Annotated in this window: 18 protein-coding genes; 9 read left to right on the top strand and 9 right to left on the bottom strand. The window is 69.9% G+C overall.

Annotation, left to right across the window (positions count from 1 at the left end; translation table 11 throughout):
- Nucleotides 1-115: 115 nt before the first annotated feature.
- The gene (locus P1P75_RS13225) at nucleotides 116-745 is read right to left on the bottom strand and encodes a DUF6230 family protein (protein WP_086770812.1); all 630 of its coding nucleotides are present in this window, start codon (nucleotides 743-745) and stop codon (nucleotides 116-118) included.
- A gap of 647 nt (nucleotides 746-1,392) precedes the next feature.
- Nucleotides 1,393-2,373, bottom strand: coding sequence for a tetratricopeptide repeat protein (locus P1P75_RS13220; RefSeq protein WP_319254842.1), 981 nt, complete (start codon nucleotides 2,371-2,373; stop codon nucleotides 1,393-1,395).
- 212 nt (nucleotides 2,374-2,585) lie between these two features.
- On the opposite strand from P1P75_RS13220, the gene P1P75_RS13215 reads away from it, so the two are divergent.
- Nucleotides 2,586-3,221, top strand: a complete 636-nt coding sequence (locus P1P75_RS13215; protein ID WP_319254840.1) for a TetR/AcrR family transcriptional regulator — start codon at nucleotides 2,586-2,588, stop codon at nucleotides 3,219-3,221.
- Between the two features lie 330 nt (nucleotides 3,222-3,551).
- Here the strand turns inward: P1P75_RS13215 and P1P75_RS13210 are convergent, their stop codons facing one another.
- Nucleotides 3,552-5,252: a methylmalonyl-CoA mutase family protein gene (locus tag P1P75_RS13210; RefSeq protein WP_319254838.1), complete on the bottom strand. Its 1,701-nt coding sequence runs from the start codon at nucleotides 5,250-5,252 to the stop codon at nucleotides 3,552-3,554.
- 95 nt (nucleotides 5,253-5,347) lie between these two features.
- Between P1P75_RS13210 and P1P75_RS13205 the strand changes: the two genes are divergently transcribed.
- Complete coding sequence (locus tag P1P75_RS13205; RefSeq protein ID WP_319254836.1) at nucleotides 5,348-5,689, top strand: DUF3817 domain-containing protein; 342 nt, start codon at nucleotides 5,348-5,350, stop codon at nucleotides 5,687-5,689.
- 36 nt (nucleotides 5,690-5,725) lie between these two features.
- On the opposite strand, the gene P1P75_RS13200 is transcribed toward P1P75_RS13205, so the two are convergent.
- The 3 genes from P1P75_RS13200 to P1P75_RS13190 form a co-directional block, all read right to left on the bottom strand.
- Nucleotides 5,726-6,205, bottom strand: a complete 480-nt coding sequence (locus P1P75_RS13200; RefSeq protein WP_319254834.1) for a hypothetical protein — start codon at nucleotides 6,203-6,205, stop codon at nucleotides 5,726-5,728.
- A gap of 174 nt (nucleotides 6,206-6,379) precedes the next feature.
- Nucleotides 6,380-6,889 carry a MarR family transcriptional regulator gene (locus P1P75_RS13195; RefSeq protein WP_319254832.1) on the bottom strand — a complete coding sequence of 170 codons (510 nt, stop codon included), beginning with the start codon at nucleotides 6,887-6,889 and terminating at the stop codon, nucleotides 6,380-6,382.
- Between the two features lie 92 nt (nucleotides 6,890-6,981).
- The gene (locus P1P75_RS13190; RefSeq protein ID WP_319254830.1) at nucleotides 6,982-8,025 is read right to left on the bottom strand and encodes a matrixin family metalloprotease; all 1,044 of its coding nucleotides are present in this window, start codon (nucleotides 8,023-8,025) and stop codon (nucleotides 6,982-6,984) included.
- 310 nt (nucleotides 8,026-8,335) lie between these two features.
- On the opposite strand from P1P75_RS13190, the gene P1P75_RS13185 reads away from it, so the two are divergent.
- Genes P1P75_RS13185 through P1P75_RS13175 form a run of 3 tightly spaced genes read left to right on the top strand, consistent with a single transcriptional unit; the run spans nucleotide 8,336 to nucleotide 10,487 of the window.
- Complete coding sequence (locus P1P75_RS13185; protein ID WP_319254828.1) at nucleotides 8,336-9,088, top strand: hypothetical protein; 753 nt, start codon at nucleotides 8,336-8,338, stop codon at nucleotides 9,086-9,088.
- Complete coding sequence (locus tag P1P75_RS13180) at nucleotides 9,085-9,765, top strand: DUF4166 domain-containing protein (protein WP_319254826.1); 681 nt, start codon at nucleotides 9,085-9,087, stop codon at nucleotides 9,763-9,765. Before P1P75_RS13185 ends, P1P75_RS13180 begins: the two co-directional genes overlap by 4 nt.
- Nucleotides 9,762-10,487 carry a TetR/AcrR family transcriptional regulator gene (locus P1P75_RS13175; protein ID WP_319254824.1) on the top strand — a complete coding sequence of 242 codons (726 nt, stop codon included), beginning with the start codon at nucleotides 9,762-9,764 and terminating at the stop codon, nucleotides 10,485-10,487. Before P1P75_RS13180 ends, P1P75_RS13175 begins: the two co-directional genes overlap by 4 nt.
- A 29-nt stretch (nucleotides 10,488-10,516) precedes the next feature.
- Here P1P75_RS13175 and P1P75_RS13170 read toward each other — a convergent pair whose 3' ends face one another.
- On the bottom strand, nucleotides 10,517-10,825 hold the full coding sequence (locus P1P75_RS13170; protein WP_150472799.1) for an MTH1187 family thiamine-binding protein: 309 nt from the start codon (nucleotides 10,823-10,825) through the stop codon (nucleotides 10,517-10,519).
- Nucleotides 10,822-11,169: a DUF3817 domain-containing protein gene (locus tag P1P75_RS13165; RefSeq protein ID WP_319254821.1), complete on the bottom strand. Its 348-nt coding sequence runs from the start codon at nucleotides 11,167-11,169 to the stop codon at nucleotides 10,822-10,824. The genes P1P75_RS13170 and P1P75_RS13165 overlap by 4 nt, the downstream gene beginning before the upstream one ends.
- A 240-nt stretch (nucleotides 11,170-11,409) precedes the next feature.
- On the opposite strand from P1P75_RS13165, the gene P1P75_RS13160 reads away from it, so the two are divergent.
- From P1P75_RS13160 to P1P75_RS13145, 4 genes are all read left to right on the top strand, one after another.
- Nucleotides 11,410-12,042: an AIM24 family protein gene (locus tag P1P75_RS13160; RefSeq protein WP_319254874.1), complete on the top strand. Its 633-nt coding sequence runs from the start codon at nucleotides 11,410-11,412 to the stop codon at nucleotides 12,040-12,042.
- Between the two features lies 1 nt (nucleotide 12,043).
- Nucleotides 12,044-12,694: an AIM24 family protein gene (locus P1P75_RS13155; protein WP_319254820.1), complete on the top strand. Its 651-nt coding sequence runs from the start codon at nucleotides 12,044-12,046 to the stop codon at nucleotides 12,692-12,694.
- Nucleotides 12,691-13,488: an AIM24 family protein gene (locus P1P75_RS13150; RefSeq protein WP_319254818.1), complete on the top strand. Its 798-nt coding sequence runs from the start codon at nucleotides 12,691-12,693 to the stop codon at nucleotides 13,486-13,488. Before P1P75_RS13155 ends, P1P75_RS13150 begins: the two co-directional genes overlap by 4 nt.
- Nucleotides 13,489-13,580: 92 nt before the next feature.
- On the top strand, nucleotides 13,581-14,057 hold the full coding sequence (locus P1P75_RS13145) for a MarR family transcriptional regulator (protein WP_319254816.1): 477 nt from the start codon (nucleotides 13,581-13,583) through the stop codon (nucleotides 14,055-14,057).
- Between the two features lie 71 nt (nucleotides 14,058-14,128).
- On the opposite strand, the gene P1P75_RS13140 is transcribed toward P1P75_RS13145, so the two are convergent.
- Nucleotides 14,129-14,411 (bottom strand): ATP-binding protein (locus P1P75_RS13140; protein ID WP_319254814.1); only part of this gene is annotated, 283 nt, incomplete at its 5' end.

Below are 14,411 nucleotides of genomic sequence, written 5' to 3'. Positions count from 1 at the left end.
GGTGGTGGTGCTGCGAGTGACGACCGGCGCTCACGGCTGGACGGGCGCTCCGGTCCGGACGGGTGGGACTGGACGGGCGGGGGTGCCACCGGCTCCCCCGCCCATCAGAGAGTGCTTAGTAGCACTCCTTGACACCCGTCGACAGCGACATCTTCAGGCCGCTGAGCTTGAAGGTTCCGGCGGTGGTGGCCCACGCCGTCTGCTTCACGCCGGTCAGCGTGGCCCTTTCGGCATCCTGACCGAACCCGAACGGGTTGGCGGTGTCGCCGCTCTTGATGCCGGGACCCTTGAGATCCTTGCCGGCCACACCGATCCGAATGTTCTCGAACGTTGCGTCGGCCTGAAGGTCCTCGACATCGATGTAGAGGTTGTCGGCCTCGACCGGCTTGCCGTTGCCACCCGCCTTCAGCGTGAGGCTGACCGAGCCGATCAGCGGGATGTTCGGCGTGACCACGGACTGGCACATGTTCGTGATCTCGGCCTTGTCGAACGCCGAGACCGCGACCGGGTGAGCCGTCTTCTTACCGTCAAGGGTGTAACCCGAGTCGATCGCGCCGTACTGCATGAAGCCCGTACCGACGAGCTTGTCCGCGGTGACCTTGAACGACTGACCCGAAACGCTGAACGACGCTGCGAGCGCACCCTGCGCGAGGGCGACACCTATACACGCCGTGGCGGCGACGCTGGGCACCATGACCACAGCGAAGCGCTTCCATCTGGTCCCGCCACGCACCTGGGACTCCATATTTCCTCCTTCTCGGACGTACATCTCCTGGCCCTGACTAGCCCCCAAAACGGCGGCTCAGCCGGGCAGGGATGGGAGAAGTGCTACGTCCTCGGGAAGGGGAGCGCCTGTACTCGTCGGGCGCGAACCGCGCCCGGAACACCGGCGATCACCCCCGAGCGACAACCACTGGTCGCGCCTGACACGCATCACGCACAACCTTGCTGGACAGGCTTCGCCTCGGCGAAGACCCCCCTGTCCAAGAGCCGACGCCACTGCCGTCGGCTCTGCTCGGTGGGGACCCAGAAAAACCCGTTGACCCAACCGGCTGTCGGGGTACGGGGAATGGACCGAGCGTGGCCGATCGTGGTGCATTCTCGCCGCCCGCACAAGGGGGTTCGTTACTGGCTAGTAACGGCCGGATAACCGAACAACGACCCATAGGTCTCGACCGGCGACGCTCGGTGGCAACCATGCCCAGGACAAAACTATTGATGGCTGGACAGAATCCGACAGAACTACGGCCCTGACTTACTGCCAGTAACAGCGGCCGCGATTGCCAAGTTTTGGCAAAGCGCGGCCGCATCGGAACCATGTCGGCAGAACTTTCACTCGGGCACCATCGGCTCCGACGTTTAGCGACTGGTCAGAACCGGGGCTCCCGCCCCCTAGAAGAGGGCGCGCGCCAACGCCCTGCGCGCCGCCGTCACCCGCGGGTCGTCCGGCCCGACCACCTCGAACAGTTCGACCAACCGCAGCCGTGCCGCGTCCCGCTCGTCACCGGCCGTCCGGGCCACGGTGTCGATCAGCCGCCCGAAGGCGTCCTCGACATGCCCGCCCACCAGATCCAGGTCGGCGGCGGCGATCTGTGCCGCCGCGTCACCCGGCTTCTCGGCGGCTTCCGTGCGCACCCGCTGCGGGTCCATGCCCTGCACCCGGTGCAGCAACTCGGCCTGAGCCAGGCCGAGTTTGGCCTCGGTGTTGCCCGGATCATCGGCCAGCACGTTCTGGTACGCCCGCACCGCACCGCCGAAGTCACCCGCGTCCAGCGCCTGTACGGCGGCCTCCAGCAGGGCGTCGTACGGGCCGACCGGCGGCTCGGCGACGGCCTCGGCACGCTCGCCGGGTTCGGCCTCGGGGTCGACGGTGAGGCCGGTCAGACCGAAGCGCTGCTCGGCGACCTGCACGAGTTGGTCCAGGGTCTGCCGGATCTGCGCCTCGCCGGCGGCCCCCTGGAAGAGCGGCAGCGCCTGGCCGGCGACCACCGCGAAGACGGCCGGGATGCCCTGCACCCCGAACTGCTGCATCAGCATCTGATTGGCGTCGACATCGATCTTGGCGAGCAGGAACCGCCCGTCGTACTCGACGGCGAGCCGCTCCAGCACCGGGCTGAGCTGCTTGCAGGGCTGGCACCACTCGGCCCAGAAGTCGATGACGACCGGCACCTCGGCGGACCGCTGAAGGACGTCCCGCTCGAACCCGGCCTCATCGACGTCGATGACGAGATCCGCGGGCGACACGCCCCCCGTCCCACCGCCTTGCCGGGCGGCTTCGGCCCGGGCCTGCTCCGCCTTCGCCTTGGCCTCCTGGGCCGCCTTCACCGCGGCGAGGTCGACGACTCCGCTCATGGACATGTTCCGTGGCTGCATGCGTCTATCCTCTCCCCTCCGCGCGTGTGCGTGAAAAGCGATCCGAAATAAGCGCCGGGTCCCCACCCCACGCCGTCCGGCCGCGGCTCGCGTACGTCCGTTCGCGAGCTTTCGCTACGAGTCGTAGCGTAATAGCGGGAACAGCCTTCCCGCCGCCCCATCCCGGTGATCTCCCTCACGACCGCACAGAACCGGCCGGTTATCGTCGGAGGATGCAGAGCCGCACCCCCGCCGGCCGTACGGGACGCCCGCGCAGCGTCGCCGCCGACACGGCGATCCTGTCCGCGACCCGCCAGGCGCTGGTCGAACTGGGCTGGTCCAAGCTCACGCTGGGGGACGTGGCGACCCGCGCCGGGGTGGCCAAGACGACGCTCTACCGCCGGTGGTCCGGCAAGAACGAACTCGTCGTGGACGCGGTCGCGGAACTCTTCGGCGAACTGGAACTCCCCGACCGGGGCAGCCTTGCCGCCGACATCGAAGGCGTGGTCCTCCAGTTCGCGGCGATCCTCGCCCGCCCGGAGGCCAAGAGCGGCCTGATGGCGGTGGTCGCGGAATCCACCCGCGACGAAGCCCTGCGCGAACGCATCCGCGCCTCCATCGTCGACCCGCAGAAGGATCTGGTCCTGGAGGGCCGGGCGCGGGCCCGGACGAGGGGCGAACTCCCCCCGGAGTCGGACCCGCAGGAAGCGTCCCGCGCGGTGGACCTGATCTTCGACATGGTCGCGGGCGCGGTGGTGCACCGCACCCTGGTCAGCGCGGAACCGGCGGACGAGGAGTGGGTGAGCGACTTCACCCGGGTGCTGCTGCATGGCTTGACAGCGACGCCTCCCGGCCCGACCGGCAGGTGAGGGAAGACCGTTCAGGCGTGGCGACGGACCGACCTCGCCCTCGCGCTGACGGGTCGACTGACCGAGGGGCTGGCGGGTCGGCGGGATGGCGAACCGGCGGACCGAGGGATGGCGGGCTGACGGGTCGGCGGACCCGCGGGCTGGCGGGTCCGCGGGCTGGCGGGCCGGCGGGCTGGTGGACCGGCCGAGCCGGCGGGCCAGCGGGCTGGCGGACCGGCGGACCGAGGGATGGCGGGCTGACGGGTCGGCGGGATGGCGGACCCGCGGGCCGGCGGACCCGCGGGCGGGCGGGGAAACAGCAGGCGACCGCCCGCGCCCCGGCGTTTCTTCCTAGAACCCCGCCGGTTCCGTGTACACCCCCCACTCGTCCCGCAGCACGCCGCAGATCTCGCCCAGGGTCGCCTCGGCCCGCACCGCGTCCACCATCGGCCCGATCATGTTGGACCCGTCACGGGCGGCGGCCAGCATCGCGTCGAGGGCGGCACGGACGGCCGACTCGTCGCGGACGGCCCGCCGGGCGCCCAGTTCGCGCACCTGCTCCCGCTCCACCTCGTGAGAGACGCGCAGGATCTCCAGGTCCCCGGTCACCGAACCGTGGTGCACGTTGACGCCGACGACCCGCTTCTCGCCCTTCTCCAGCGACTGCTGGTAGCGGAACGCGGACTCGGCGATCTCCCCGGTGAACCAGCCGTCCTCGATCCCCCGCAGGATCCCGGATGTGACGGGCCCGATGGGGTGGCGTCCGTCCGGGTGCGCCCGCAGTCCCCGCTCCTTGATCTGCTCGAAGATCTTCTCGGCGTCCGCCTCGATCCGGTCGGTGAGCTGCTCGACGTACCAGGAACCGCCCAGCGGGTCGGCGACGTTGGCGACCCCGATCTCCTCCATCAGCACCTGTTGCGTGCGCAGCGCGATCTCGGCGGCCTGCTCCGAGGGAAGGGCGAGGGTCTCGTCGAGGGCGTTGGTGTGCAGCGAGTTGGTGCCGCCGAGCACGGCGGCGAGCGCCTCCACGGCCGTACGCACCACGTTGTTGTACGGCTGCTGGGCGGTCAGGGAGACGCCGGCGGTCTGCGTGTGGAACCGCAGCCACTGCGCCTTCTCGGACTTGGCCCCGTAGACGTCCCGCATCCACCGGGCCCAGATCCGGCGCGCGGCACGGAACTTGGCGATCTCCTCGAAGAAGTCGAGGTGGGCGTCGAAGAAGAAGGACAGGCCGGGGGCGAAGACGTCGACGTCGAGCCCGCGCGACAGCCCCAGCTCCACGTATCCGAAGCCGTCGGCCAGCGTGTACGCCAGCTCCTGCGCGGCCGTCGATCCGGCCTCGCGGATGTGGTAACCGGAGACGGAAAGCGGCTTGTAGTCGGGGATGCCGGCGGCGCAGTACTCCATGAGGTCGCCGATGAGGCGCAGATGGGGCTCGGGCTGGAACAGCCACTCCTTCTGCGCGATGTACTCCTTGAAGATGTCGGTCTGGAGGGTGCCGTTGAGGACGGCCGGGTCGATGCCCTGCCGTTCGGCGGCGACGAGGTACATGCAGAAGACCGGTACGGCCGGCCCGCTGATGGTCATCGAGGTCGTCACGTCGCCGAGGGGGATGTCCTTGAAGAGGACCTCCATGTCGGCGGCCGAGTCGATGGCGACCCCGCAGTGCCCGACCTCGCCGAGGGAGCGGGGGTCGTCGGAGTCGCGGCCCATGAGGGTCGGCATGTCGAAGGCGACGGAGAGGCCCCCGCCGCCGTTGGCGAGGATCATCTTGTAGCGCTCGTTGGTCTGCTCGGCGTTCCCGAACCCGGCGAACTGCCGAATGGTCCAGGTACGCCCCCGGTAGCCGGTCGGGTACAGCCCCCGGGTGTAGGGGTACTCCCCCGGCCAGCCGATGCGCTCGAAGCCCTCGTACGTGTCACCGGGCCGTGGCCCGTACACCGGCTCCACGGGGTCACCGGAGAGCGTGGTGAAGTCTGCGTCGCGCTTACGCGCGGCGTCGTAACGGGCCTGCCAGCGTCGGCGGCCTTCCTCGATGGCGTCAGCGTCCATACCCTCGAATTTACTAGGACGTCCTAGTAAATGATAGTGGTGCAGGTCAGGACGCACGCGCAGGAGGCCTCGGACCACCCGTTACGCTCGACGCCATGAAGAAGAACGTCCTGACCCGGTACCGGGTGATGGCCTATGTCACCGCTGTCCTGCTGATCATGCTGACGGTGGGCGTGATCGGGAAGCGCCTGCTGAACCTGGACGGGTTCGACGCCTTCGTCACCGCGGTCGGTATCGCCCACGGCTGGCTGTACGTGCTCTACCTCATCTTCGCCTTCGACCTCGGCAACAAGGCCAAGATGCCGGTCGGGCGACTCCTGTGGGTGCTCCTCGCCGGCACCGTGCCCACCGCGGCCTTCTTCGTCGAGCGCCGGGTGAGCCGGGAGGTGGCACCCCTGATCGAGAAGGACGCCACCCCCACTCCCGCGGCGGCCTGACCCCGAAGAGCCGGGAGCCGGCCGCTGAGGCGGCTCCTACCTGGTGATGTAGTGGCACTGGACGGCGCGAAGCTTGCCGTTCACGAAGAACTTGGCACATGCCTTGCCGTACGTGGGCAGCGTCTGCGGCTTGGCGCGCCGCAGCGGGTCCCCCTTGCACTCCGGGTGGGTGGACCCGCGGGAGGTCCGGTACGCCTTGTTGTCGGTGTCTGCGTAGGAGAAGTCGATCCTCCAGTTGCAGAACCTGACGAACGTGGCCGCCAGCCCGGCACAGTCGACCCCCGCGAACTCGCTCGTGAGGCGTTTGCCCGAGCCCTTGATCGTGTGGGTCAGGAAGCAGCCGACGGGCACTCGCACTCCCATCCCGCGTACGTCGTAGTCGAAGGTGCCGATGGGGCTGGATCCTGTGGCACTGGCGTGCGCCGTGCCCGTCGCGCCCAGCGTCATCGCGGCGACGAGAACCACCGCGCTCGCGGCGGTCAGGCCACCACGCACCCACTTCCGAACAGTTGACAAGACAGGTTTCCTCGCTGCCGGCAAAGCCGGACTCTCGGCATCCCAACGGTGATCGGCCGACAGGATGACAGCAGAAATGCCCGGTCCGGCCGGTCTACGCGAGTCATCCGGCGGGCAACCACCGTAACGAGGCAACCGCGGTTCCGTCATTGACGGCCGGGCGCCCCCGTGCCCTCACTCCTCGTCGAAGTCCTGCGCCGCCACCCGCAGTGGGCGGAGCATGGCGAAGATTTCCGCGCACTCCTCCGCGTCGTACACGCCCAGGCCGAAGTCCATGGCCATCAGGTCTCGGGTGGCCGCCTCGACCACCTGGCGGCCCTTGTCGGTGATGGTGGCGAGGGTGCCGCGGCCGTCGTTGGGGTTGGGGCGTTTGGCGACCAGGCCGGACCTGACGAGGCGGTCGACGGTGTTCGTGACCGAGGTGGGGTGTACCTGGAGCCGTTCGCCGATCTTCGACATGGTCAGCTCGCCCTCCTTGGAGAAGGTGAGCAGCACGAGGGCCTCGTAGCGCGCGAAGGTCAGCCCGTACGGCTTGACGACCGCGTCGACCTCGGCGAGGAGGATCTGGTGGGCGCGCATGATCGAGGTGATCGCGGCCATGGACGGCACGTTTCCCCAGCGCCGCTTCCAGAGTTCGTCGGCGCGGGCGATCGGGTCGAAGGGAAGGCTGGGCGGCTTCGGCACGGCACCAGACCCTACCCGTCGGTCATATCGCGGTCAGCCCCGTCTCGATCCTCGGTCCGCCGGGCCGTCCGGGACAGGGCGCACCAGCCCCGTCAGTACAAGGCGCGCAGGCCGAGGACGTCGCCGCGGCCAAGGGTGCGGGCGGCGGCGGAGCAGACGAAGGAGTTGGTGTACATGGTCTGGCTCTCGTGGCTCTCGCCGACGTGGGCGAGGCCGAAGACGTGTCCGGCCTCGTGGGTGGCGACGCTGCGGAGGTCGTAGGTGTTCGAGCAGGCCTCGCCGAGGTGGTCGGTGAAGGTGTGGTCGCCGGTGTTGAAGCGGACGTCGGCCTCGCGCAGTGCGTCGGGGCCGCCGGAGACGGTCCTGCTCCAGGAGCAGGTGGTGGCGACGACCCCGCCTCTGAGGTCGCCCGCGTCCCAGACGCTCACGCCGTCGCGGGCCATGCAGCGGGCGTCGCGGTCGATGTCTGCCTCGTTGCCGGTGCGCGACAGGAACCGTGCCTTCGCGGTGACCGTGTCACCGAAGCCGCAGTCGTTGCGGCTGGCCGTGATGGTGCCGATGGCGGCCTCGAAGGCGCGGCGGGCGTCGTCGGGGGCGAGGTTCCCGGGCAGGGTGCCGTCGCCGAGGAACCACTCGTACGTGTCGTACTCCTTGTGGCCGGCGGTGGCGTAGGCGTCGTCGGCGCAGGCGGCCCGTGCCCGGCCGGGGGCGCCGACGACCGACGCGCGGGCGTGGTCGTGGGCGGAGGTGAAACCGGTACCAGTAACGGTCTCGGTGTCAGTGCCGGTCTTGGTGCCGGTGCCAGTGTCGGTGTCGGTGCGGGTCAGGTCGTCGTAGGAGACCGTGCCGTCGGTGGCGACGGCGAGGGTGAAGCCGTGCAGGGATCCGTCCTCCGTGAGGGCGTCGACGCTCACCTTCATGCCGGGGTCGGGGACGGTGACACCGGCCCCGGCGTGGGTGACCAGGCGGCCGACGGCCGCGCAGTCGAGCACGGAGGACCCGGCGGGCAGGTCGTCGACGGTCAGCGCGCCGGGCGCCAGTACGCAGCCGCCCCCTCCCGCGCGCGCGGGTGCCGCTCCGCCGCCCAGCGCCGCCAGCGACACGACCGTGGCGGCCGCCACGACGGCCTTCCCCACGGCCGCCGCCGTCGCCCTGCCCATTCCACCCCGAGCCACTTCGGCCCGAACCACCACTGTGCCCCGAACCGGTACCGGCCCGCGCCGCGCTGCCACTTCGCCTCCGCCTGAATGCCCTGAACACTCTGCACGCCCTGAATGCCCGTCCACCGGACGGGGCTTGATCGAGTCCCGGGAGAGGTTAGCCATCGAGCGGCGCCCATAACCCCCGTTCCGTGTCACCTTATTGAGCGACTGCTCAAACACGTGTACCTTCACTCCCGAAGCGTTGAGCGATCGCTCAAACACCAGCCCGATCCGGGGGATTCGCATGGTGCTCTACATCGAGGCGCGCATCCGTGCCGATCCGGACGACCTGTGGACCCGCACCCAGGACCCCGCGCAGCACCAGCGCTGGGACCTCCGCTTCACCGAGATCACCCACCTCCCGCGCGCGGAGGGCGAGCCGCAGCGCTTCCGGTACGCCACGCGACTGCTGCCCTTCCTGACCGTCGCGGGCACGGGCGTCTCGGCGGGGGAACGGGAGCGGCCGGACGGTACCCGCGTCTCCGCCCTGCGCTTCGCCTCGCCCCACCCGCTCTCGCTGCTGGCCGAGGGCAGCGGCTACTGGCGTTACGTCCCCGACGGCGACGGCGTCCGCTTCCTCACCGGCTACGACTACCGGCCCCGCTGGGGTGCCTTCGGCGCGCTGGCCGACCGGATGGTGTTCCGCCCGCTGATGGGCTGGGCGACGGCCTGGTCCTTCGACCGGCTGCGCCTGTGGCTGGAGCGGGGCATCACGCCGGAACGCGCGCTGCGCAACTGGCTCGCGGAGCTGGCCGTACGCGCCGTCGCCGTCATCGTCGCCTGCGCGGGCCTGGGCGGGGAGTCCCTCCTGCGCCTCCTGGGGCCGTTCGCGGCGTCGGCGGCGTTCCTGCCCCCGCTGCTGATGAGCGTCGTGGTGTGCCTGGCGCTGTTCAAGTCCCCCCTCTCCCGCACCCCGGCCGCCCGCCGCTGCCTGCGCACACCACCGGCACGCGCGTGTGCGCCACACCTCCTGCGCACCCTGGACGGCCGGCGATGACCTCGATCTTCCGTACGGCGATGGGCGCCGGCTTCGACCGTCTGCACCCGCAGCTGCGGCGCCGCTTCTCGGTGGGTCTGGAGAGCGGGGAGGCCTGCACGGGCCGGGGGGTGATGGACCGCGTCTGGCACGGCGGGGCGTTCGTGAAGCCGTTCCTGGCACTGGGCGGGACCCGCAACATCCTGGTCCCGCGCGCGGGACGTGCGGTGCCGTTCGTCATCGAGAACGTGCCGTACACCGACTCGTTCGGCCGTGAGACGGTGACCTTCGTGCGTACTTTCGACCTGCCCGGTGGGCCCCGCCGGTTCGACGCCCAGATGGTGCTCGGTCCGAAGGGCGACCGCGTCCTCGACTATCTGGGCACCCATCAGCACCTCGCCAGCGACCTGTACTTCCACGCCGAGGCGGACGGCTCCCTGCTGATCCGCTCGGGCACCCACCGGTTCCGGGAGGGCGTGGTCGACGCGCGCGTGCCGGAGCTGATCGGGGCGAGGGCGGAGGTGCGGGAGTCGTACGACGACGCGGCGGGCCGGTTCCGGATCCGGGTACGGGTGGTGAACCGGTACTTCGGCCCGCTGTTCGGGTACGAGGGGTCCTTCACCGCGACGTACTCGGACGTCCGCGCCCGTGGCCTGCGGCCGGGGCTGCGCCCGGTGCGCGAGGAGGCCCGCGCATGACCCCAAAGCCCGCGAAGCCTCGGGAGTCCGCGAAGTCCCCGGACACGGTGAAGTCCCCCGACACGGTGAGGTTCCCGGAGACCGCGAAGTCCCAGGAGACGAAGACGAAGCTGCTGGACGGGGCGCTGCGCACGCTCACCGAGCAGGGCATCGCCAAGACGTCGGCCCGTACGGTCGCGGCGGCGGCGGGTGTCAATCAGGCCCTGGTCTTCTACCACTTCGGCTCGGTGGACGAACTGCTCGCGGCGGCCTGCCGGTACGGCGCGGAGCGGTCGGTGTCCCGCTACCGGGACCGTTTCTCGGCGGTCGCCTCGCTGTCCGAACTGCTCACCGTCGGGCGGGAGATCCACGAGCAGGAACGGGCCGGCGGGCAGGTGATGCTGCTCGGCCAGCTCCTGGCCGGCGCCCGGACGCACGAGACGCTCGGCCCGGCCACGGCGGCGGGGCTCGACCTGTGGATCGTGGAGATCGAGCGGGTGCTCGCCCGGGTGCTCGCGGACACCCCGCTCGGCGAGTTCGCGGACCCGGCGGGGCTGGCCCGCGCGGTCGCCGCCTCGTTCGTCGGCATCGAGCTGTACGAGGGGGTCGACGGAGCGGGCGCCGCGTCGGCGCTGGACGCGCTCGAGCAGCTGGGGTTACTCGTAGGGGCGCTGGAGGAACTGGGGCCGGTCGCCCAGCGGGCGGTGCGGCAGTACCTGCGGCGGGCCTCCTCGAAGCGGTGAGAGACAGGTGAGAGACCCCGCCCTCCCGGCTACTCCCCCTGTGCCGGTGGCGCCAGATGCCGCTCGACGGTCTCCACCTTCGAGGTCAGGCCGTCCGTCACGCCGGGTCGGATGTCGGCCTTGAGGACCAGGGAGACACGCGGTGCACGCGCCTCTACGGCGGCGACGGCCCGCTTGACGACGTCCATGACCTCGTCCCAGTCACCCTCGACGGACGTGAACATGGCGTCGGTGCGGTTCGGCAGGCCGGACTCGCGGACCACGCGGACCGCGTCGGCGACGTACTCCCCGACGTCCTCGCCGACGCCCAGCGGGGTGACGGAGAAGGCGACGATCACGACGCCTTCACCACGCCCTCGCGCTGGGCGCGGGAGGCGATGACCGCGTCCTCGGCCTCGCGGCGCAGCTTGCGCTCGGCGAAGAAGCCGCCGGCCGGCAGAGCCGACAGGACGAAGTAGAGGGCGGCGGTCTTCAGGGACCACTTGGTGCGGTTCCAGGCGTCCGCCCAGAAGATCACGTACAGCACGAACAGCACGCCGTGGACCATGCCCATCACCGGCACCGCGTTGAAGTCAGTGGTGCGCTTGAGCACCGAGCAGACGAGCAGCAGCAGGAACGAGACGGCCTCGGGGGCGGAGACCAGGCGGAGGCGGCGGAGGGCGGAGGCTGTCTTGAGGTCCACGGGTCACCTTCGGTGGGAGTTGCGTTGCTGATCCGGCTCGTTTGTGAACGCACGCACAAGCGTTCGCCCATTGTGGCAAACCGGCGGACGGGCGAGCGTGGCGGGGTGCCCGCCGGGCCGGATGGCCGGTGGCCGCGGCGGACGGCCCCTAGGGGACCATTCAGGGACGATCTCCACCCGCATCTCCACCCGGAAGCTCTGTCGGCACGGCGCCCCGAACGCTACCTTCGCAGCGTGGCGATGTTTCGACTCCAAAGCAGCAAGGTGCTCGCCGTCGACATGACCGGGGACGCCGTGAAGGCGAAGAACGGCTCGATGGTCGCGTACGACGGGCAGATGGGCTTCAAGAAGATGAGCGGCGGTGGTGAGGGACTGCGGGGCATGGTGACCCGGCGGCTCACCGGCGAGCAGATGACCGTGATGGAGGTGAGGGGGCAGGGCACCTGCTGGTTCGCGGACCGTGCCTCCGAGATCAACCTCGTGAATCTCCAGGGGGACACGCTGTACGTGGAGTCGAGCAACCTGCTCGCGACGGACTCGGGCCTGCGGACGGGGACGTCCTTCACCGGCATGCGCGGGGCCTCGCAGGGCAACGGGCTCTTCACGACGACCGTCGAGGGGCACGGCCAGGCGGCGATCACCTCGGACGGTCCGGCGGTGGTGCTCCGGGTCAGCCCGCAGTTCCCGCTGACCGTGGACCCGGGAGCGTACGTCGCCCACCAGGGGAACGTACGGCAGTCCTTCCAGTCCGGTGTGACGTTCCGCACGCTGATGGGGGAGGGCGGCGGCGAGGCCTTCCAGATCCGGTTCGAGGGGGACGGCCTGGTGTACGTCCAGCCCAGCGAGCGGAACACGATCGCGGGGGACGTCTGACATGGCCCTCCGCGAGATCAACTCCAAGATCGTCGAGGCGACCGTACTGCCGGGCCAGCGGCTGTTCAGTCAGCGCGGCGCGATGCTCGCCTACCGGGGCGAGGTGTCCTTCACCCCGAACATGCAGGGCGGGCAGGGCGGTGTGATGTCGATGATCGGCCGCCGCATGGCGAACGAGGACACCCCCCTGATGTCCGTCGAGGGCAGCGGTACCGTCCTGTTCGGGCACGGCGGCCACCACGTCCAGGTCATCAGCCTCACCGGCGAGACGCTCTACGTCGAGGCCGACCGGCTGCTCGCCTTCGAGGGCACCCTCCAGCAGGGGACCATGTTCATGGGCTCGCAGGGCGGCGTGATGGGCATGGTCCGCGGCCAGGTCAGCGGCCAGGGCCTGTTCACCACGACTCTGAAGGGCCACGGCTCGGTCGCCGTGATGTCCCACGGCGGCGTCTTCGAGGTCCCGATCACCCCCCAGCGCCCGGTCCATGTCGACCCGCAGGCCTACGTCGCCCACCACGGCGACGTCCGCAACAAGCTGTCGACCGCCCTGGGCTGGCGGGACATGGTGGGCCGCGGCTCGGGCGAGGCGTTCCAGCTGGAGCTGAGCGGCAGCGGCACGGTGTACGTCCAGGCGTCGGAGGAGAAGCTGTGACCACCTACCCGGGCACCGGCGGCCCCACCGTCCTCGACCCGACGACCCTGCCGGTCGACGACAACGTGAACGCGTACACCTTCTGCGTGGAGCTCAAGGGGAGCCAGTGGTTCCTCCAGAAGGGGAAGATGATCGCCTACTACGGGTCGATCGACTTCAACGGCATCGGGCACGGCCGGCTGGGCCGCCTGGTGCGCACGTCGTTCCATTCGCCTCTGCACGCGAGCGACTGGGTCGTGGCGGAGGGCTCGGGCAAGATGCTGCTCGCCGACCGGGCCTTCGACGTGAATTCGTACGACCTGGAAGACGGCAACCTGACCATTCGCTCAGGCAATCTGCTCGCTTTTCAGCCAACTCTCGCGCTGAAGCAGTCGATCGTTCCAGGTTTTCTGACGCTGATCGGAACCGGAAAGTTCGTGGCCGCATCTAACGGGCCGGTGGTGTTCATGGAACCCCCGATCCGGGTGGACCCGCAGGCGCTCGTCGGCTGGGCCGACTGCCCGTCCCCGTGCCATCACTACGACCACGGGTACATGACGGGCTTGATGGGCGGTCTACGTGCACTGACGGGCCTGGGCGGGGCTTCCGGGGAGGAGCACCAGTTCGAGTTCGTGGGCGCCGGCACGGTGCTGCTCCAGTCCACCGAGACACTCATGGCCGAGCAGGCCACGGGAGCGGTTCCGCACGAGCCGGGGGTGCCCGGCGGAGGTGGGCAGGGCGGGGCCGGAGCGCAAGGCGGCGCACCGCGTCTTCCCGGACAGCTGGGGGACCTCCAGCGTCGCTTCGGGCTGTGAGCGGTAGTCTGCTGAGAGTGACATCGAACGCGTGCGCACTGTCACACCACCCTTAGTAGTTCGCCTTTCAACATTTTAGGTAGACTTCACTTATGGAGACCGAAACGGCCACGCGCTGGCTGACCGAAGCGGAGCAGTGCGCCTGGCGCACCCACCTGGAGGTCAACAGGCTGTTGACGTACCAGCTTGAGAAAGATCTTCAGCCGTTCGGGCTGACCATGAACGACTACGAAATCCTGGTGAACCTCTCCGAGTCGGAGGGCGTCCGGATGCGGATGAGCGACCTGGCGTCCGCCACCCTCCAGTCGAAGAGCCGGCTCTCGCACCAGATCACGCGCATGGAGAGCGCCGATCTGGTGCGCCGCGAGAACTGCGAGTCCGACCGCCGCGGTCTCTACGCGGTCCTCACCGAGCACGGCATGGAGACGATGCGGAAGGTCGCGCCCCACCATGTGTCGTCGGTACGGCGGCATTTCATCGACCTCCTTTCCACCGAGGCCCTCGCGGAACTCGACAAGGCCCTGACCCCCATCGCGGACCACCTACGCGAGCAGCGGGGACGCTCGTAGACGGCTGGACCGAAGCGGACGGTGGAACCGAAGCCGACGGCTGGACCGAAACCCCCGGACGGCCGAAGCGGCTAGACCGCCGGAAGGCGGAGCTCGAACAGGGCTCCGCCTTCCGGCGTCCCACGGACCGTGAGGGTGCCGCCGTGGCGTTCCGCCACGTCGCGGGCGATGGCCAGGCCGAGGCCCGCCCCGCCGTCGTCCCGGCTGCGGGCGGCGTCGAGCCGGACGAACCGCTCGAAGACCCGCTCCCGGTCCGCCTCCGGCCCCTGTCTCTTATCACCATCTACCCTTCCGCCGAAGCAGCACGTGTGGTCCCCGTGGGCGTCCGCACCACAAAAAAAAAACACATCACAC

This window comes from Streptomyces sp. ID05-39B (assembly GCF_033794725.1).
Taxonomy (GTDB): Bacteria; Actinomycetota; Actinomycetes; order Streptomycetales; family Streptomycetaceae; genus Streptomyces; species Streptomyces bobili.
Note: the sequence above shows the minus strand (reverse complement) of the source record. Positions and strands in the feature narration are given on the sequence as shown.